Source organism: Aeromicrobium sp. CF3.5 (genome assembly GCF_051262695.1).
Classification (GTDB): domain Bacteria; phylum Actinomycetota; class Actinomycetes; order Propionibacteriales; family Nocardioidaceae; genus Aeromicrobium.
Genome location: NZ_JBIMEZ010000003.1, coordinates 41,736 through 60,061 on the forward strand (window position 1 = coordinate 41,736; position 18,326 = coordinate 60,061).

Below are 18,326 nucleotides of genomic sequence, written 5' to 3' on the forward strand. Positions count from 1 at the left end.
CGTTCCATCGGGGGCTCATGGCGCGGGCGTCCGCGCGGGACCGCTCGTGCGCGTCATCCACCAGACGATCGCCGTGGCGACGATGATCCCGGCGCTCGGAATCAGGTTCACGATGGAGCCGACGGCTGACCCTCGGCCTTCGAGCTCCCCACCCAGGTCGAGGTGCAAGGTCGTGGCGAGCAGCAGGGCCATGTTGTAGACGCTGTGGAGCACGACGGCGACCTCTAGACCTCCGGTGCGCCAGGTGACGACCGCCATCGACGAGAACAGGACCAGGTAGGACGTCAGCAGGTACGGATCAACCGTGCCGTGGACCAGGGAGAACAACACGGTGGTCACGACAATGCCCAGCACCAGACCGACGCGAGCCCTGCGAGCCCATCCCCCCACCACGCGGAACATCAGGCCCCGGAACCCGTACTCCTCGCCCGCCGCGGCGAGCGGGCTCACGAGGAGGCCACTGAGGAACATGACGATCAGATCTCCGTCCGTCCACTCGATCCTCGCGCCGCCCTGCAACGCCGCGATGGCGACCGCGATGAGGACGGGTGGCCCGAGCACGAGCAACGCCTTGCCGAGCACACCGAACCGGAACCGTCCCGTGACCGAGTGCAGGGATCCGGGCGACACTCCGTAGAGCACGCGCTGCAGCAGCATGGCCCACGGGATGAGCAGCACCAGGGACAGTGACCCGGCCACGTGGCGCAGCGGCGTGAACTCCTCCGTACGCCCGAACACCTCCTCATCGATCACCTTCGACAGCTCGACGAAGATCAGCGAGAATCCGATGAGGCCCGCGAAGAGCAGCACGATGGTCAGCAGACCACGCCCGATCCGACGCTTGTCACCGGCCAGGACTCGGTGGTACTCGACACCTCCCGGCACGCCTCGCACCGGTGAAGGCAGATCTTCGCGTGTCAGCCATGGCTGCTCGGTGGTCGTCATGATGCATTCCCCTCTGGTCCTGTCCGGTGCTGTCCGCACTCGGAGTCGTTCAGACGATTGGCATCTTCCTTCGTCGTGGCAGATCCGCGGTAGTACGCTGTGCCAATGCCTCATCGGAGATTAGCACGCTGTACTACCGGCCCTGACGGAGGGACGTTGCAGAATGTCTGAATCTGCACCCAGCACGAGGGACAAGATCCTGATCGCAGCCGCCACGATGCTCACGAAGGATCCAACCGCACGGCTCAGCGTCCGGGCCGTCGCCGCGCGCGCCGGCGTCAGCGCCGGATCCTTGCGGCACTTCTTCCCGACCCAACGAGCACTGATCGACACCGTGGTCGCCGGATTGCACACGCTCGATCTGCCCGACAATCCGATGGACACCGCGAACAGCCCCTCCGAGCGCCTCGCGGCTTGTCTCCATCTCCTGCTCGCCGAGGTCGGCGCGGGAGAGGCGGCCCGTCAGTACCTCCACACGCTGCACCGCGCCTACGTCGCCTCCCCCCCGGACGAGGACTCGATGCACACGTACGCCGCGCTCGAACGCCTCGCCGTGCACCGAGTCGAGCGTTGGCTCGCCACGCTCCGCGACGAGGGTGCGCTCGTGACGGCCGACCTCGAGCACCAAGCGCGGTTCCTCCTCACCGTCGTGAACGGCCTCGCACTCGAGCGTGCACTTCCGGGAGCGCCGGCTCGGCTCGCCTACGAGGCGTCGACCCTGGAGATCGCCGTGTCATCTCTGATGACGACGGCGGGAGGGGATTCGGCCCCATCATCGGCGTGAGCGGCCGTCGCCCCAACCCGAGTAGATGGCCACGGACGAACAACGACGTGGTATCCGCTGCCACCGCGGCCGTGTCGGATTGAATGTCGCCATGGAGATGATCGGCCCGGAGGACGACGAGACGCTGACCGCGCTGCGCGAAAGGCTCGAGAGCGTGATCGACGAACGGCGAGCGGCCCTGGTCGGTCACCTCGACGACCTCACCGAGGAAGAGGCGCGGCGCTCACTCACTGGTGCCCTCGCTGACGACCGTGCTGGGTCTGGTCAAGCACGTGAACTATGTCGAGCGGTTCTACCTCGACCACCTGGTCAGCGGCCGCTCACTGGCCGAGATCGGCGTCGCCTCCACCCCGCACCGTTCCTTCATGCTCGCGAGGGCAGACACCATCACCTCCGTCACGGAGGCGTACCGCGAAACCTGGGAGGCCTCGCGCCAGGCGGTGGCCAGCCGGCTGCTCGGCGACACCGTCGACGGCGCGCGCGGCGAGCGAGCCGTCTGGTCGCTCCTGCTCGAGGTCGTCCGCGAGCTCGCTCACCACAGCGGACACGCCGACATCCTCCACGAGCAGATTCTCGCTGCCCGTGAGTAGCCCAGACCGGCTGCCACGGACTACCCCGTTGCGGGTCCTCAGGCGGGGGGACGCACGAACGCGCTGGGGGTGATCGGGAGGTCCCGAGCCCTCACGCCGGTCGCGTGCCACGCAGCGTTCGCGATGGCCGCCGCCGTGCCGACGATGCCGATCTCCCCGATGCCGCGACCCCCGAAGGGAGTGGCGAGATGGTCGTCCTCGTCGAGCCACTCGACCTCGATGCTGGGCACGTCGGCGTGCGACGCGACGTGGTAGGTGGCGAGGTCCTGCGTCACGACGTGTCCCAGACGGGGGTCTCGCACCGACTCCTCGTGCAGCGCTCCGGACAGGCCCATCACGAGCCCGCCGTAGAACTGCGATCGCGCGGTCATCGGGTTGATCACCCGTCCCGTGGAGTACACCCCGAGCATCCGGGACACGCGTGGCTCCCCGGTGTAGCGGTGAACCCGAACCTCGGCGAAGACCGCGCCGAAGGAGTGCAGTGCATGGTTCTCCATGTCGGGGTAGGCCTCGGCGACGGAGGTCGATTCAGCTCCCGGATCGGGGCGCTGACCGTGGTCGCGCCGGAGCTGCTGCACGGTCTGGACGATCGCGGTGCCCCACGACCCGGTGCCTGCCGACCCGCCGGCCACGGTGGCCGCTGGCTGGTCGGTGTCGCCGATGCTGAGGTCCACGGCACCGGGGTCGACCTCCAGCGCGTCGGCCGCGATCTGGCTCAGGACGGTGCGCGCTCCCGTGCCGATGTCGACGGCGCCGATCGAGACGGCATAGCGACCGCCGTCGAGCGCGACGACTCGGGCGGTGTTGCCCGGCATCCACAAGGTGGGGTAGGTCGCCGCGGCGACGCCGGTGCCCACCCACCAGTCGCCGTCTCGGACGGTACCCGGCGTCGCCGAACGCTCGGCCCAGCCGAACCTCTCGGCGCCTCGCTCCAGACACTCCACGAGCCTGCGACTGTTCCACGGCTTGCCCGTCTCGGGGTCGACGTCCGGCTCGTTGCGCACCCGCAGCTCGATCGGGTCGACCTCGCACGCGACGGCCAGCTCGTCCATCGCCACCTCGAGGGCGTACATGCCGGGCATCTCACCCGGGGCCCGCATCCACGACGGGACGGCGACGTCGAGCGCGGCGACACGATGCGTCGTGCGACGACTCGGGGCGGCGTACATCATGCGCGCAGCAGTCGCGGTCTGTTCGGCGAACTCCTTGATCCGCGAGGTCTGGCTGATGGCAACGTGCTCGATCGCGAGCAGCCGCCCGTCGGGCTCTGCACCGAGGCGAAGATGGGAGATCGTCTCGGTGCGGTACCCGGTGAGAGCGAACATCTGCTGGCGTGTCACGGCGAGCCGGACCGGGCGCCCGTCTACGGCCATCGCAGCGAGCGCGGCAGCCATCTCCGGGGCGTGAGGCAGGCCCTTGCTCCCGAAGCCGCCGCCCACGTACGGGGCCACCACCGTGATCTGTTCCTGCTCGAGACCGAGCATCGGAGCGAGCGCCGCCGCCACCGCGTGCACGGCCTGGGTCGAATCCCACATCGTCAAGGTCGACCCGTCCCAGCGAGCCGTGCAGGCGTGCGGCTCCATCGGGTTGTTGTGCTCGTGGGGGGTGGAGTAGGTGGCATCCACCTGCACCGCCGCGTCGCGCATGGCCGCATCGACGTCGCCGGTCTCGAAGTCGGTCTCGTGTCCGGCGTTGACCGACTCCGGAGCATAGGTGTCAGCGTCCTCGAGCGTCACGCGGTGTGGCTCGGCGTCGTAGTGCACCGTCGTCAACCGGGCTCCTTCGCGAGCCGCCTCGGGTGTCTCGGCGAGGACGATCGCCACGATCTGCCCGCGCAGGCCGACCCGATCGTCCTGCAGGATGGCCAGCTCGCGGTCATCGGTGTCAACCAGTCGTGGGGCGTTCTGGTGGTCGACGACCTGGACGACTCCCGGGTGCTTGAGAGCAACGCTGGCGTCGACCCGCACGACGCGGCCGCGAGCGATCGTCGACTGCACCAACCACGCAGTGAGCGGCGAGTCGGTGCCACCTGCCTCGTGCTCCATGGCGTAGACGGCGCGGCCGGTCACCTTTTCCCGGCCGTCGACACGATCATGGTGGGTTCCCATCGACCGGGCCGTGATGGGGGTGGCTCGGGTGGTCATCGGGCGCCTCCCTGCCGGACGGCGAGCTGATTCAGCACCAGGGCCGTGGCGTTCGCCACCATGGCGATCTTGAAAGCGTTGTCCTCGGTGGTGACCGCGTCACGCAGCTCCTCGGCTGCCGCCTCGCGCACGGCGTCCTCACTGAAGGTCTGTCCGCGCAGCAGCTCCTCGGCGCGGGTGGCGCGCCATGGCTTGTGCGCCACGCCACCCCAGGCGATCCGCACGTCTCTCACCGTGTCGCCGTCGAGCTCGAGCGCCCCCGCGACGGAGACCAGCGCGAACGCGTACGAGGCGCGATCGCGTGCCTTGTAGTACGTCGAGTGGCGCGTCAGGTGACTGCTGCGCAGCTCGACGGCGGTGATCAGCTCGCCGTGGGCCAGCGTGGTCTCGACGTCGGGGTGATGACCGGGCAGGGTGTGCAGGTCGCCGATGGGGAGTCGTCGTTCGCCGTCGGGCCCCAGCACGACGACCTCGGCATCCAGTGCCGCCATCGCGACCGCCATGTCCGAGGGGTGGGTCGCCACGCACTCGGCGCTGGTGCCGAGCAGCGCGTTGTACCGCCCGTACCCCTCCAGCGCCGAGCAACCGCTGCCGGGATCTCGCTTGTTGCACGGGGTCGTGACGTCCTGGAAGTAGACACAACGAGTGCGCTGGAGCAGATTGCCCCCGGTGGTCGCCTGATTGCGGATCTGACCTGAGGCCCCCGCGAGCAGGGCGCGCGCCAGCGCCGGGAAGCTGCCGCGCACCACGGCGCTCGCGGCCAGGTCGCTGTTGCGCACGTTGGCCCCGACACGAGTCCGGCCCTCGACCGTCTCGATGTCGTCCATCGGCAGCTGGCTCACGTCGACCAGGACACTGGGCGTGGACACACCCAGCTTGAGGTGGTCCACGAGGTTGGTTCCGCCACCCAGGAACCGGGCCTGGGGGTCGCCGGCCACTGCACTGACCGCTGCGCTCGCATCCGTGGGACGGAGGTACGTCAGCTCCTTCATCGGGTCTCGATGCCTTCCTGTGAAGCGGCCTGGCGGATGGCGTCGAGGATGCCGACGTAGGCGCCGCAGCGGCACAGGTTCCCGCTCATTCGCTCGCGAATCTCCTCGTCGGTCAGGGCGATCTCGCCGCCGAGGGTCAGGTCTTCGGTGACATGGCTCGGATGGCCCTGTCTCGCCTCGTCCAGAACGGCGACCGCCGAGCAGATCTGACCTGGCGTGCAGTAGCCGCACTGATAACCGTCGTGATCGAGGAAGGCCTGCTGCATCGGGTGCAGCTCAGCGTCATCACGCGCGTCGTCGGCTAGGCCGCTCGCGGTGACGATCTCGTCTCCGTCGTGTGCGACGGCCAGCGCCAGGCACGTCAGGTGACGGCGTCCGTTGAGCAGGACGGTGCAGGAACCGCACTGACCGTGGTCGCAGCCCTTCTTCGCCGCCGAGACGCCGAGCCGCTCGCGCAGGGCGTCGAGCAGCGTGGTGCGCGTGTCGACATCGAGCTCGCGCTCCGCACCGTCCACCCGCAAAGAGATCCGCGTGTCCATGAGTCACCTCTCAAGCAGGTACTGGGTCCGTGCAGAACGATAACTGCGGGTCGGTCCGCTTGCCGATCGCTGTCTGTGCGCCCTCACCAGCTGGACCTAGCCGATGTGCTCGCGCACCGCGTCGAGGAACCCCTTGGGCTCGTCGGTCCAGAGGTAGATGCGGTCGACGACCTGTTCGCCTCCTTTCGGCGGAAGACCCGGAAGGGTGATGGTCGTCGGTCTTTCCAGCACGACCTCGACGTTGGTCTGGTCGGTGATGCTCATGACCAGTGATCGGCCTTCGTGGTCATCGATCACGCTCGGGGTCTTGGGCTCGTGGTTGCGGTTCTTCGGTCCCACGGAGTACACGTCGTCCCAGGTGACGTGAGCATCCAGGTCGAGGCCGTTACGGACTCGGATGCCCTCGGTTCCGACCGTGTGGGGCCGCATGAGGTGAGCACACAGGAGCCCGGCCATCCAGACCAGTCCCCAGACGCCGAAGATGAGCAGGGGGATCCTGAGCCAGAGCCACTGGTGCACGATCAGGTCGATGACGACGACCTCGACGGCGGAGAGCACGATGAAGATGATGAGAGCCGCGAAGCTCTGAGCGTGGTAGTGGAACCCCTTGGCGTCGCGCGCCTTCCACGGTCTCCGAGCAATCGCGCGGCCGATGGCGGCGTAGATGATCTTCTCGATCCCCATGCCTCGGGCCAGCAGAGCTCGGGTGCGGCTCGGATCGGTCTGCGGGGTCTGGGTGGCGGGGCTCATGAGCCGTCCTCCGCTTCCGCCTGCTCCGCACTCATCAGTGCGGCAACACGGACGATGATCGCGTCGATGCCCTGTTCGAGTCCGTCCCAGTGCTCCGGCTGGACGGCGTCGCGCAGCTCTGCCTCCAGATGAGCGTGTTCCTCCCGCATCCGGTCCATTGCTTCCTCACCGGTCGAGGTGAGCGTCACCAGCACGGCGCGGCGGTCGGACGGATACGGAACGCGCTCGACGTATCCGTGCTGCTCCAGCGCGTCCACGAGGCCAGAGATGTTGCGGGGCGTCACCGACAGCGCCTCGGCGAGGGCTTGCTGCGTGGACGGTCCGGTCAGCGCCAGCGTCCACAGAACTGCGACCCGCGACTCCGTGAGAGGGGTGCCGGCGAAGGCTCGGGCCATGTCCTGCTGGAACATGCTCGTGACGGCCATGAGCTTGTCCACGATCGAGGGGTCCATATCGTTACCGTACTACATGAAGTAGATAGGTAACTATTCAGAGCAGAAAAATGTGTTCACCCTTGTAAACGGGGCGACGTCTCCGTGTGCGTAGACCGTCAGAACGAGACCGGTGGCGGCTGTCATGACAGCACGAAGGCCTCGCCGGGATCCTCCAACAGCCTGCCCAGCATCGCCAGCGCGTTCGACCCCGGCTCCGGCCGGCTGACGTTGCACCTAGCGTCGAAGCTCCGCACCTTGATCCCCGGTGCCAGCGCAAAAAGTGGTGGAGCCTAGGGGACTCGAACCCCTAACCCCCTGCTTGCAAAGCAGGTGCGCTACCAATTGCGCCAAGGCCCCTCTTGTGGTGCTAGACCGGATCAGTACCGGCCGCCCACGCATCGGCCGGGGCCGATGTCTTGCGGCGTCCGAGGGTCCATGCGATGCCTGCGGCCGTGAGGCCGAGGGCGATGATCTTGCGCATCGAATCCTCCTCGAACAGTGGGCGTACCAGGACTTGAACCTGGGACCTCTTCCTTATCAGGGAAGCGCTCTAACCGAGCTGAGCTATACGCCCGCAACAGCGATGAACGTTACCGTACGACCCCGTGCGGAGACGAACCGGCTCAGTTCTGCCCTCAGTCCTGCGATGTGTACGTGACCTGGAAACCGCCGAGCAGCTGCGCTCCCAGGTTGTACAGGTGCGCTGCGATGGTGGCCAGCACGGTCGCGATGACCACGTTGAGGGCCGACAGCACCAGGGTCAGGCCCACGAGGCGACCGAAGCCCAAGTAGTCGGTGATGCTGAACGCCGTGGCGTCATCACTGAGCACCGAGGTCACGCTGTTGTCGACCGTGTCCCAGATGCCCAGCGCCTCCAGCACGAGCCAGAAGATCGCCACGGCCACGACGGCCACGACCATGAGAGCCACCGAGATGGCGAAGGCCATGCGAGTGACCGACCACGGGTCGACGTGCGACAGGCGCAACGTCGCCGCACGTCCGGCTCCGCCACCGAACTGCTCGTTCTGCGCAGGCGCGGGTGCCGCCTTGGGTGTTGCTGCCGGCTCGTCCTTGACCGCCGGGATCACGGCCGTCGAGGACGCCGAGTTCGACGTGCTGGCCGCGTAGTCATTCGCCGTCAGGGCACGCCCGGTGGACGTTGTGGTCGTGGCAGCCGACGCAGGACCACGCGTCGTCTTGGCCTCTGCTGTCTTGCCAGCTGCGGTCTTGCCAGATCCAGTCGGGGCAGCTGCGGTCTTGGCCGCAGAGGCCTTCTTGGCCGCCGGAGCCTTCTTGGCCGCCTGCGTGCCCGTCTTGGTGGAACCGGCCTGACCTGAACCAGCCGGACCTGAACCAGCCGGGCGGGGGCGACCCTTGTCGGTCGTCTCGGGGCTCTCGTCGCTCACTGGTCCTGCACCTCATCGCTCGGGTCGGTGGCCTGCTCGGGCTCCGCGACGGCCTCGGCAGGCTCGGTGTTGCGGGCGATGGTCACCACCCGATCCGACCCCTTCAGCGTCACGAACTTGACCCCCATCGTGCCACGGCCGGTCGCATTGACCCCGGAGACGAGGCTGCGGGTGATCTGTCCGCGACTCGTGACGCTGATGACGTCATCGGAATCGACCATCACCAGACCGCCCACCAGCTCGCCGCGGTTCTCGGTGATCTGCATGGCCTTGATGCCGAGTCCACCGCGACCCTGCAGGCGGTAGTCCTCGATCCGCGACTTCTTGGCGTAGCCGCCGTCGGTGATCGTGAAGACGAACAGCTGGTCGGTCTCCAGCACGGCGTCCGCGTCGTCGACCTCCTCCGGGCGACGAATTACGCTCATCGACAGCACCGAGTCGTCGCCACGGAACTTCATGCCCGTGACACCGGAGGTGGCTCGGCCCATGGGTCGCAGCTGATCGTCGTCGGCGCGGAAGCGGATGGCTTGCGCCTGCCGCGAGATCAGCACGATGTCGTCCTGCGCGTTGACCAGCTCGGCGCCGATCAGCTCGTCGTCCTCCTCGCGGAAGTTGATCGCAATGACACCGGACTGGCGCGGACTGTCGTAGTCACCCAGGCGGGTCTTCTTGATCAGGCCCTTGCGGGTGGCCAGCACCAGGTACGGCGCCTGCTCGTAGTCGCGGATCGCGAGCACGCGGGCGATCTGCTCGTCCGGCTGGAACGACAGCAACCCGGCGACGTGGCCGCCCTTGGCATCGCGCGCAGCCTCGGGCAGGTGGTACGCCTTGGTGCGGTAGACCCGGCCCGCCGTGGTGAAGAACAAGATCCAGTGGTGGCTGGTGGTGGCGAACACGTGATCGACCACGTCCTCGCCGCGCAGGGCCGCGCCGCGCACTCCCGACCCGCCGCGATGCTGCACGCGGTACTGATCGATGCGGGTGCGCTTGGCGTACCCACCCTTGGTGAGCGTGACCACGACGTCCTCGTCGGGGATCAGGTCCTCCATCGACAGGTCGCCGTCGGCCGGCACGATGGGCGTGCGACGGTCGTCGCCGTACTTGTCCACGATCTCGGTCAGCTCGGCCGAGACGATCTCGCGCTGGAGCTGCTCGCTGTCCAGGATCTCCTGGTAGTGCGCGATGAGCCGCTCGAGCTCGGCGAGGTCGTCGATGATCTTCTGACGTTCCAGTGCTGCGAGCTGGCGCAACTGCATGTCGAGGATGGCACGTGCCTGGATCTCGTCGATCTCGAGCAGGTCCATCAGACCCGAGCGCGCGACCTCCGCCGACGGGCTGCTGCGGATGAACGCGATGACGTCGTCGAGGTTGTCGAGGGCCTTGACCAGCGCGCGCAGGATGTGGGCGCGCTCCTCGGCCTTGCGCAGACGGTACTCGGTGCGCCGCCGGATGACCTCGATCTGGTGACTGATCCAGTTGGTGATGAATCCGTCGAGGGTCAGGGTGCGCGGCACCTCATCGACCAGGGCCAGCATGTTGGCGCTGAAGTTGCTCTGCAGCTCGGTGTGCTTGTACAGGTTGTTCAGCACGACCCGGGCCACGGCGTCGCGACGCAGCTCGATCACGATGCGGCGACCCACGCGCGAGCTGGACTCGTCGCGCAGGTCCGAGATGCCCGCCATGCGACCGGAGTTGACCAGGTCGGCGATCTTGCGCATCAGGCTGTCGGGGTTGACCTGGTAGGGCAGCTCGGTGACCACCAGCTGGATGCGGCCCTTGGCGTCCTCCTCGATGCCGACCACGGCGCGCATCGGGATGGAGCCACGACCGGTGCGGTACATGTCCTCGATGCCCTGGTTGCCCACGATGAGGCCGTAGGTGGGGAAGTCGGGGCCCTTGACCCGGGCGATCAGGGCCTCCAGCAGCTCTTCGCGGCTGGCCTCGGGGTGGGCCAGCGACCACAGGGCGCCCTCTGCGACCTCGCGGAGGTTGTGTGGCGGGATGTTGGTGGCCATGCCGACCGCGATGCCGGCCGACCCGTTGACCAGCAGGTTGGGGATCCGTGCCGGCAGGACCGAAGGCTCCTGCGAGCGGCCGTCGTAGTTGGGGCGGAAGTCGACGGTGTCCTCGTCGATGTCGCGCACCATCTCCATGGCGATCGGAGCGAGCTTGCACTCGGTGTACCGCATGGCGGCGGCGCCGTCGTCGCCCGGCGCCCCGAAGTTGCCCTGCCCCTGCACCATCGGCGCACGCATGACCCAGTGCTGGGCCAGCCGGACGAGGGTGTCGTAGATCGCGGTGTCGCCGTGCGGGTGGTACTGACCCATGACGTCACCGACGATGCGGCTGCACTTGTTGAAGCCGCGGTCGGGCCGGTAGCCGCCGTCGAACATCGCGTAGAGCACCCGGCGGTGCACCGGCTTGAGACCGTCGCGCACATCGGGCAGGGCGCGCGACACGATCACGCTCATGGCGTAGTCGATGTACGAGCGCTGCATCTCATCCTGCAGCTCGACGGGTTCGATCCGGTCGCGCTCGATCGGGGAGTCAGTCACTGAGTGGTCCTTCGTTCAGTCGGATCGGGCATCAGATGTCGAGGAATCGGACGTCTTTGGCATTGCGCTGGATGAAGGAGCGGCGCTGCTCGACGTCCTCGCCCATGAGGATGGTGAACATGAGGTCGGCGGCCGCGGCGTCCTCGAGGCTGACCTGACGCAGGATGCGGGCGTCGGGATCCATCGTGGTCTCCCACAGCTCGGAGTCGTTCATCTCGCCGAGGCCCTTGTAGCGCTGGACCGGGGCCTCCTTGGGCAGGCGGTGACCGGCCTCGCGACCTGCGGCGAGCAGGACGTCGCGCTCGCGGTCGGTGTACGCGAGCTCGTGGGCGGAGTTCGTCCACTTGATGCGGTACAGCGGAGGCTGGGCGAGGTAGACGTGACCGCTGTCGATCAACGGCTTCATGAAGCGGAACAGCAGGGTCAGCAGCAGCGTGGAGATGTGCTGGCCATCGACGTCGGCGTCGGCCATCAGCACGACCTTGTGATAGCGCAGCTTGGCCATGTCGAAGTCCTCGTGCACGCCCGTGCCGAGCGCCGAGATGATGGCCTGGACCTCGGTGTTCTGCAGGATCTTGTCGATGCGGGCCTTCTCGACGTTCAGAATCTTGCCGCGCAGCGGGAGGATCGCCTGGGTGCGTGGGTCGCGGCCGCCCTTGGCCGAACCACCGGCGGAGTTGCCCTCGACGATGAAGACCTCGCACTCCTCGGGGTTGCGGCTCGAGCAGTCCGCCAGCTTGCCCGGCAGTCCGCCGGCGCCCAGGAAGCCCTTGCGGTTGCGAGCCAGGTCTCGAGCCTTGCGGGCCGCCATGCGGGCGGTCGCGGCGTCGATCGACTTGCGCACGATGACCTTGCCCTCGGCCGGGTGCTGCTCGAACCAGGCGCCGAGCTCGGTGTGCAGGACCGACTGGACGTAGGACTTGGCCTCGCTGTTGCCGAGCTTGGTCTTGGTCTGGCCCTCGAACTGCGGCTCCTCCAGCTTGACCGAGACGATCGCGGTGAGGCCCTCGCGGATGTCGTCGCCGGACAGGTTGTCAGTGGCCTTCTTGATGAGCCCCTGCGTCGTGGCGAACCGGTTGACGGTGGTGGTGAGCGCTGCTCGGAAGCCCTCCTCGTGCGTGCCACCCTCGTGCGTGTTGATCGTGTTGGCGAAGGTGTGCACCGACTCGCTGAAGCTGTCGTTCCACTGCATCGCGATCTCCAGCGACAGGCCCTTGGCCTCGTCCTCGGAATCGATCGAGATGATGCCGGAGTGGATGGGCGACTTGCTGCCCACGTTGATGTGATCGACGTAGTCGACCAGCCCGTTCTCGAACTTGAAGCGAGCCTCGCGCTCGATCGAGTCGATCTCGGTGTCGCCCTCGGCGGCCTCCATGGCCTCGGCACGCTCGTCGCGCAGCACCAGCTCGAGGCCCTTGTTCAGGAAGGCCATCTCGCGGAAGCGGGTCTTGAGGGTCTCGTAGGAGTACTCGACGGTCTCGAAGATGTCGGCACTGGCGTAGAAGACCGTGGTGGTGCCCGAGTCGCTGGTCGCCGCACCCTGGGCCAGGGGCTCATTGGGCTCGCCGTAGGTGAAGGACTGGTTCCACACGTAGCCGTCGCGCTTGACCTCGACCTCGAGCCGGGTGCTCAACGCGTTGACGACCGAGACCCCGACGCCGTGCAGACCGCCGGAGACCTTGTAGCCGCCGCCGCCGAACTTGCCTCCTGCGTGCAGAGAGGTGAGAACCAGGGTGACGGCCGGGATCTTCTCGGTGGGGTGCTCGTCGACCGGGATGCCGCGGCCGTCGTCGACGACCCGCACGCCGCCGTCGGGCTGCAGGACGACCTCGATGTGCGTGGCGTGACCGGCGAGTGCCTCGTCGACGGAGTTGTCGACGACCTCGTAGACCAGGTGGTGCAGGCCGCGCTCACCGGTGGAGCCGATGTACATGCCGGGGCGCTTGCGGACCGCCTCCAGACCTTCCAGCACCTGGATGTTCTTGGCGTCGTAGGACTGCTCAGGATCTGGGGTCTGGGTCACACGATCAGTATACGGGCCCATTGCGTGCGTCTAGTGCTGAATGGCTCCTGCCTGTGGACCGTGTCGTGAGCCGGGGGGTGTGCTCAGAGCCCCGTAACGGGCCCTGTGACGCAATAACAGACCCGGTGTCGAGGCCCCAATCAGCCCCGGGCATCTCGGGCCATCCATCCGGCTGCGGAGTCCACTCCCCGGTATTGGCCCGCATCAGGCACTCTTGATCCATGATGCCGTCCCGTGAGCGCCGTATCTCGACCGTCGTGTCGGTCGGGTGGATCGTGGTGTCCTCGCTCGTGCTGTGGGCCACGATCCGGATCGCGGTCGGCACCACGGCGGGCCAGCAGTACGACGATGCCGCGATGAGAACCTTCTCGGCCGGCCGCGAGGCTCGGATGGCCCTGCTCAGCGTGCTGGGTCGGGTCTCGATCGGTTTGATCCTGGTGGTCATGGTCGCGTGCATCATGACGGCACTGTTGCGCGGCCGCCTCCAGTGGGCGGTGGGCGCAGTCGTCGTCATCGCCGGCGCCAACATCACCACCCAGCTCCTGAAGAACCTGGCCCTCGATCGTCCCGACCTGGCCGGGCTCGGCACGCTGAACTCGTTGCCCAGTGGTCACACCACCGTGGTCGCCAGCGCCACGGCCGCCGCGCTCCTGGTCGTGCCGCCGGTCTTTCGTGCGCCCCTCGCCCTCGCCGGGGCAGCAGCCACGACCCTGACCGGCGCCTCGACGATCGTCGCCGGATGGCATCGACCCTCCGACATCGTCGCGGCGCTCGCGGTGAGCCTCGCCTGGGCCGCCGTCGTGTCCCTGGTCGTCGCGCGCCGGCTCGTGCGCGTGCGCGGCACGGCCTTCGGCTCCCTGGTCGGGGCTGCAGTCGGAGCGGTGGGGTTGATAGCGCTCGGAGTTCGTCCGGACATGGGCTGGGACGGAGCACTCGACGCCGGCGCCGTGCTCGGCGGCACCGCCCTGGCCACGGCGATCTTCACCTGGGCGGCCACCACTCTCGGTTTTGACGATGTTCCCCGTGAAACATCGCCTCCGCCGCTCGACGACGCCTCAGCCGTACGTGTCTCTCGGCCCGCGCTGGCCTCGGATCGACCGTGGTCCTGAGTTCCAGCTCGGCGCCTGGGGTCCACGGATGTCGATCCGCACCACCGCGCCGTCGCCCAGCAGCTCGTTGAGGCGGGCCACGATGCGAGGCGCCAGCAGCTTGAGCTGGGTGGCCCACGCCGTGGTGCGCGTCTCGACCCGCACGACCGCATCGGCGTACCCCACGACGCGGGAGTGCTGGGCGACCTCGGGCCCGACCAGCGAGCCCCAGTCCTCGAGCACGCGTTGGACGTCGAGCTGACGACTCCACCCGCGCTCGCGGATCAGCTCACCAAGCGCGTCGGAGATCGGGACGGCATCCTCGCGCCGGGTCCGTGGGCCCACGGTCGGCGGCGGCCGGCGCCGACGGCGCTGGGGAACGGCCGGCTGCCCGGGCGCCCGGCGATACCGGTCGGCCACGTCGCGCGCCAGGTCGAGCGGATCAGGTGGGGTCTCGTCGTCCTCAGACACGCGTGACACCACCGTCGCGGACCTCGAAGCGCTGTCCCGCGAGCTCGGCAGGCACATCCTCAGCGACCGCTGCGGTCACCAGCACCTGCTCTGCGGTCGCGACCAGCTCGGCCAGCTGCTGACGCCGACCTCCGTCGAGCTCGGCGAACACGTCGTCCAGGATCAGGACCGGGTCGTCGCCCTCGGACCGAAGCAGGTCGAACGAGGCGAGCCGCAGGGCCAGCGCCAGTGACCACGACTCCCCGTGGCTGGCGTAGCCCTTGGCCGGCAGGTCGCCGACCGACAGCACCACCTCGTCTCGGTGAGGTCCGACCAGACTGATGCCGCGATCGAGCTCGTCGCCGCGTCGACGACCGATCTCGGTCAGCAGAACCCCCGCGATCGCGTGCTGATCACGTTCCTCGGCATCCATCGCGGTCGACGACCGGTACACGGCCGTGACGTCGCGGCGGTTCGCCGAGGCCCCAGCAGCGACCCGTAGGTGTGCCTCGACGAGGTGCGGTCCCAGGTCGTCGAGCAACGTCAGTCGCTGCGCCACGAGCTCACCACCCAGGCGAGCGAGGTTCTCGTCCCAGATGTCGAGGGTCGCGACCTCGACGTTCCTTCTTCTGCCAGCAGATTTCAGAAGAGTGTTGCGCTGCCGCAGCACTCGGTCGTAGTCGGCCTTGACGCCGGCCAGACGCGGGGTGCGCAGCACCAGCAACGCGTCGAGGAAGTGTCGGCGGTCCGACGGATCGCCCTTGACCAGATCGAGGTCGCCGGGCGAGAACGTCACGGTGCGCAGCACGCCGACGAGATCGCGGACGCGTGGCAGGTCACCGCGGTTGATGCGAGCACGGTTGGACTTGCCCGGGATGATCTCCAGCTCGAGCAGGGCCGTGCGATCGCCTCGCACGACCTCGGCCCGCACCACGGCGCGCTCGGTCCCGGCGCGCACCAGGGGCACGTCGCTGGACACCCGGTGCGAGTCCAGGCGTGACAGGTACTCGATCGCCTCGACGAGGTTGGTCTTGCCCTGACCGTTGGCACCGATGAACGACACCGCGCCCGGTTCCATCCGGACGTCGGCCTCCGGGTAGGACCGGAAGTCGTTCAGGGTGAGTCGGGTGACATGCACGAGCCAGGGTCAGGCATCTCTGGGGGCATGACCGGCCTCGGCGGCGGCCTGCACGGCGTGGCCACCGAACTGCTGGCGCATCGCGGCGACGGCCTGCATGGCCGGCGACTCGTCCTGACGGGAGGTGAACCGGGCGAACAGTGACGCCGCGATGGTGTGCACCGGGACGGCGTTGTCGATGGCCGCCTCGACGGTCCAGCGTCCCTCGCCGGAATCGTCGGCGTAGCCACGCACCTGGCTCAGGCTCGGATCGTCCTCCAATGCCTTGACCAGCAGGTCCAGCAACCACGACCGCACGACCGTGCCCTCGCGCCAGGAGTCGAACACCGCCGTGACGTTGTCGACCAGGTCGACCTTCTCCAGCAGCTCAAAGCCCTCGGCGTAGGCCTGCATCATGGCGTACTCGATGCCGTTGTGGACCATCTTGGAGAAGTGGCCGGCACCCACGCGACCGGCGTGCACGAAGCCGGACTCGCCGGGCGGCTTGAGGGCGTCGAAGGCGAACTGGACCTTGGCGATGTCCTCGGTGGATCCGCCCGCCATGAGCGCGTAGCCGTTCTCCAGGCCCCAGACTCCGCCGCTGACGCCGCAGTCGACGTAGCCGACGTTCTTCTCGGCGGCCATCTCGGCGTGCTTCTCATCATCGGTCCAGCGCGAGTTGCCGCCATCGACGATGACATCGCCGTCGTCGAGCAGGTCCAGGAGGTCGGACACGGTCGAGCGGGTGATCTCACCGGACGGCACCATGACCCACACGACGCGCGGGGCCTGCAGCTGCTCGACCATGGCGGCCAACGAGTCGACGTCGGAGACGTCGGGATTGCGGTCGTACCCGACGACCGTGATGTCGGCATTGCGCATGCGGGTGCGCATGTTGCCGCCCATCTTGCCGAGTCCTACCAGTCCGATGTTCATCGTGACTCCCGTGATTGAGGGTGTTTCAGCTCTGGAGACGGACCGGCATGATCAGGTACCGGAAGGCGCCATCGGGGTCGGCACCGATCTCGCCCACGCCGGAGATCGCAGCGGGCTTGGTGTGCTGCGTGAAGGACAGGTGCACGACCGGCTCACTCATGACGCCGAGTCCCTCGAGCAGGTACGTGGGGTTGAAGCCGATCGAGATGTCGGGTCCGTCGATCGTGGCCTCGACCGATTCGGAGGCCTGGGCCTCGTCGCCGCTACCGGCCTCGAGGAGCAGGACACCGTCGGCGAACGTCAGGCGCACCGGGGTGTTGCGCTCGGCCACCAGCGCCACCCGCTTGACCGAGTCGACGAAGGCTTGGGTCTGGACGTACGCCACGGTCTCGGCCTGCGCCTGGAACAGCTGACGGACCCGCGGGAAGTCGCCCTCGAGCAAACGCGTCGTGGTGCGCCGGCTGCCATTGCCGACCATGCCCTCGAACCCGATCAGCCCGTCACCGGCATCGCCCGAGGACACCGCGATCGTGACGTCGCCGCCCGTGGTGAGCGCGCGGGCCGTCTCGTTGAGCACCCGAGCCGGAACCAGCGCCTGGGCCGACAGGTCCGAACGCTCCGGCGACCAGGTCAGGTCTCGCAGGCTGGCGCGAAAACGGTCGGTGGCCATCAGCGAGATGGTGTCGGCCTCCAGCTCGAGTCGCACCCCGGTCAGCAGGGGCAACATGTCGTCGCGCCCGGCAGCGGAGCTGGCCTGGGCGACCGCTGTGGCGAAGGTGGACGCAGCGACAGTTCCCGATGCGGTGGGCATCGCCGGCAGCTGGGGGTACTCCTCGACCGGCATGGTCTGCAGGCTGAAACGGGCGGAACCACACACGACCTGGACCTTGGTGCCATCGAGCGAGACGTCGACCGGCTTGGCCGGCAGGGACTTGACGATCTCGGCGAGCAGACGACCCGACACCAGCACGCGTCCGTCGGCGGAGACCTCGGCAGGCAGGGTCGCCCGCGTGGAGGTCTCGTAGTCGAAGCCCGACAAGGTCAGGCCGTCGGCCGTCGACTCGATCAGCAGACCGGCCAGCACCGGGACGCTGGGACGGTTCGGCAGGCTGCGCGCGGTCCACGCGACAGCGTCGGCGAACGTGTCGCGTTCGATGCGGAACTTCACGTCGTGCGGCCTTTCGAGAGGGTGCGACCGGGTCGGCTGTCGTCGGTGTGCATCCTGCCACGGCGACGGTCGATCGCGGTAGGCCGGTGCTGGGCTCCGGCGACGGTCCACAGGTTCGTGCTCTGGTGATTTCTGCTGGTGTCATGGTGATGAAGAAGAACAGTAGTAGTCGTAGCCTCTGTGGACATCGTGGACAACGTCGATCGATTCTGCGATGTCGGCGCATGTGCCCGTGGACAAGCTGTGGACGATGGCCGGGTGGAACTACAGGTGTCTGTGGACGAAGCTGAGCGGTTCACATGTCGTTCACATCGAGACACCAGATGTCCACCTCGGATGGAGACTTTTACACAGGCTCGTACACAGGTGTGCATGATGGTGTGGTGACACGCCGCCGATTGCAGG

16 protein-coding genes and 2 tRNA genes are annotated in these 18,326 nt (G+C 67.9%); 3 read left to right on the plus strand and 15 right to left on the minus strand.

Annotated elements, in window-relative coordinates; all coding sequences use genetic code 11:
- Window positions 1-15: 15 nt before the first annotated feature.
- Window positions 16-945, minus strand: coding sequence for a lysostaphin resistance A-like protein (locus ACHAA3_RS07055; protein WP_435708266.1), 930 nt, complete (start codon window positions 943-945; stop codon window positions 16-18).
- A 163-nt stretch (window positions 946-1,108) separates the two neighbouring features.
- Between ACHAA3_RS07055 and ACHAA3_RS07060 the strand changes: the two genes are divergently transcribed.
- Both ACHAA3_RS07060 and ACHAA3_RS07065 read left to right on the plus strand, forming a co-directional pair.
- The gene (locus ACHAA3_RS07060; protein WP_435708267.1) at window positions 1,109-1,729 is read left to right on the plus strand and encodes a TetR/AcrR family transcriptional regulator; all 621 of its coding nucleotides are present in this window, start codon (window positions 1,109-1,111) and stop codon (window positions 1,727-1,729) included.
- A 233-nt stretch (window positions 1,730-1,962) separates the two neighbouring features.
- Complete coding sequence (locus ACHAA3_RS07065; RefSeq protein WP_435708268.1) at window positions 1,963-2,319, plus strand: DUF664 domain-containing protein; 357 nt, start codon at window positions 1,963-1,965, stop codon at window positions 2,317-2,319.
- Between the two features lie 38 nt (window positions 2,320-2,357).
- Here the strand turns inward: ACHAA3_RS07065 and ACHAA3_RS07070 are convergent, their stop codons facing one another.
- The 10 genes from ACHAA3_RS07070 to gyrB all read right to left on the minus strand — a co-directional run bounded on the left by ACHAA3_RS07070 (window position 2,358) and on the right by gyrB (window position 13,162).
- Complete coding sequence (locus ACHAA3_RS07070; protein WP_435708269.1) at window positions 2,358-4,463, minus strand: xanthine dehydrogenase family protein molybdopterin-binding subunit; 2,106 nt, start codon at window positions 4,461-4,463, stop codon at window positions 2,358-2,360.
- Complete coding sequence (locus ACHAA3_RS07075) at window positions 4,460-5,455, minus strand: FAD binding domain-containing protein (RefSeq protein WP_435708270.1); 996 nt, start codon at window positions 5,453-5,455, stop codon at window positions 4,460-4,462. Before ACHAA3_RS07075 ends, ACHAA3_RS07070 begins: the two co-directional genes overlap by 4 nt.
- A complete protein-coding gene (locus ACHAA3_RS07080; protein WP_435708271.1) occupies window positions 5,452-5,994 on the minus strand; it encodes a 2Fe-2S iron-sulfur cluster-binding protein in 543 nt (180 codons plus the stop codon). The genes ACHAA3_RS07075 and ACHAA3_RS07080 overlap by 4 nt, the downstream gene beginning before the upstream one ends.
- A gap of 96 nt (window positions 5,995-6,090) precedes the next feature.
- Window positions 6,091-6,744, minus strand: a complete 654-nt coding sequence (locus ACHAA3_RS07085; protein WP_435708272.1) for a hypothetical protein — start codon at window positions 6,742-6,744, stop codon at window positions 6,091-6,093.
- Entirely contained in the window at window positions 6,741-7,196 is a 456-nt protein-coding gene (locus tag ACHAA3_RS07090; protein WP_435708273.1) for a MarR family winged helix-turn-helix transcriptional regulator, read from the minus strand. Before ACHAA3_RS07090 ends, ACHAA3_RS07085 begins: the two co-directional genes overlap by 4 nt.
- Before the next feature lie 263 nt (window positions 7,197-7,459).
- Window positions 7,460-7,535: transfer RNA gene (locus ACHAA3_RS07095), tRNA-Ala, on the minus strand.
- A 142-nt stretch (window positions 7,536-7,677) separates the two neighbouring features.
- Window positions 7,678-7,752: transfer RNA gene (locus tag ACHAA3_RS07100), tRNA-Ile, on the minus strand.
- Between the two features lie 61 nt (window positions 7,753-7,813).
- Window positions 7,814-8,584, minus strand: a complete 771-nt coding sequence (locus ACHAA3_RS07105; RefSeq protein ID WP_435708274.1) for a DUF3566 domain-containing protein — start codon at window positions 8,582-8,584, stop codon at window positions 7,814-7,816.
- Window positions 8,581-11,139, minus strand: coding sequence for a DNA gyrase subunit A (gyrA, locus tag ACHAA3_RS07110; protein ID WP_435708275.1), 2,559 nt, complete (start codon window positions 11,137-11,139; stop codon window positions 8,581-8,583). Before gyrA ends, ACHAA3_RS07105 begins: the two co-directional genes overlap by 4 nt.
- 31 nt (window positions 11,140-11,170) lie before the next feature.
- Entirely contained in the window at window positions 11,171-13,162 is a 1,992-nt protein-coding gene (gyrB, locus tag ACHAA3_RS07115) for a DNA topoisomerase (ATP-hydrolyzing) subunit B (RefSeq protein ID WP_435708276.1), read from the minus strand.
- Window positions 13,163-13,383: 221 nt separating this feature from the next.
- On the opposite strand from gyrB, the gene ACHAA3_RS07120 reads away from it, so the two are divergent.
- Window positions 13,384-14,271 (plus strand): phosphatase PAP2 family protein, encoded by an 888-nt coding sequence (locus ACHAA3_RS07120; RefSeq protein WP_435708277.1) that lies wholly within the window; start codon window positions 13,384-13,386, stop codon window positions 14,269-14,271.
- Here the strand turns inward: ACHAA3_RS07120 and ACHAA3_RS07125 are convergent.
- From ACHAA3_RS07125 to dnaN, 4 genes are read right to left on the minus strand one after another with little or no spacing between them, the layout of a single operon-like run.
- Window positions 14,218-14,721, minus strand: a complete 504-nt coding sequence (locus tag ACHAA3_RS07125; RefSeq protein WP_435708278.1) for a DUF721 domain-containing protein — start codon at window positions 14,719-14,721, stop codon at window positions 14,218-14,220. The genes ACHAA3_RS07120 and ACHAA3_RS07125 overlap by 54 nt on opposite strands.
- The gene (gene recF / locus ACHAA3_RS07130) at window positions 14,714-15,838 is read right to left on the minus strand and encodes a DNA replication/repair protein RecF (protein ID WP_435708279.1); all 1,125 of its coding nucleotides are present in this window, start codon (window positions 15,836-15,838) and stop codon (window positions 14,714-14,716) included. Before recF ends, ACHAA3_RS07125 begins: the two co-directional genes overlap by 8 nt.
- Before the next feature lie 9 nt (window positions 15,839-15,847).
- Complete coding sequence (gnd, locus tag ACHAA3_RS07135; protein WP_435708280.1) at window positions 15,848-16,753, minus strand: phosphogluconate dehydrogenase (NAD(+)-dependent, decarboxylating); 906 nt, start codon at window positions 16,751-16,753, stop codon at window positions 15,848-15,850.
- Between the two features lie 25 nt (window positions 16,754-16,778).
- Window positions 16,779-17,921, minus strand: coding sequence for a DNA polymerase III subunit beta (gene dnaN, locus ACHAA3_RS07140; protein WP_435708281.1), 1,143 nt, complete (start codon window positions 17,919-17,921; stop codon window positions 16,779-16,781).
- Between the last annotated feature and the right edge of the window lie 405 nt (window positions 17,922-18,326).

Bases quoted from the DNA above. Each gene is read 5' to 3' on its own strand.
- ACHAA3_RS07080 (WP_435708271.1), bottom strand. From the start codon at position 5,994: ATGGACACGCGGATCTCTTTGCGGGTGGACGGTGCGGAGCGCGAGCTC.
- ACHAA3_RS07075 (WP_435708270.1), bottom strand. From the start codon at position 5,455: ATGAAGGAGCTGACGTACCTCCGTCCCACGGATGCGAGCGCAGCGGTC.
- ACHAA3_RS07070 (WP_435708269.1), bottom strand. From the start codon at position 4,463: ATGACCACCCGAGCCACCCCCATCACGGCCCGGTCGATGGGAACCCAC.
- ACHAA3_RS07120 (WP_435708277.1), top strand. From the start codon at position 13,384: ATGATGCCGTCCCGTGAGCGCCGTATCTCGACCGTCGTGTCGGTCGGG.
- ACHAA3_RS07055 (WP_435708266.1), bottom strand. From the start codon at position 945: ATGACGACCACCGAGCAGCCATGGCTGACACGCGAAGATCTGCCTTCA.
- ACHAA3_RS07060 (WP_435708267.1), top strand. From the start codon at position 1,109: ATGTCTGAATCTGCACCCAGCACGAGGGACAAGATCCTGATCGCAGCC.
- ACHAA3_RS07085 (WP_435708272.1), bottom strand. From the start codon at position 6,744: ATGAGCCCCGCCACCCAGACCCCGCAGACCGATCCGAGCCGCACCCGA.
- gnd (WP_435708280.1), bottom strand. From the start codon at position 16,753: ATGAACATCGGACTGGTAGGACTCGGCAAGATGGGCGGCAACATGCGC.
- ACHAA3_RS07090 (WP_435708273.1), bottom strand. From the start codon at position 7,196: ATGGACCCCTCGATCGTGGACAAGCTCATGGCCGTCACGAGCATGTTC.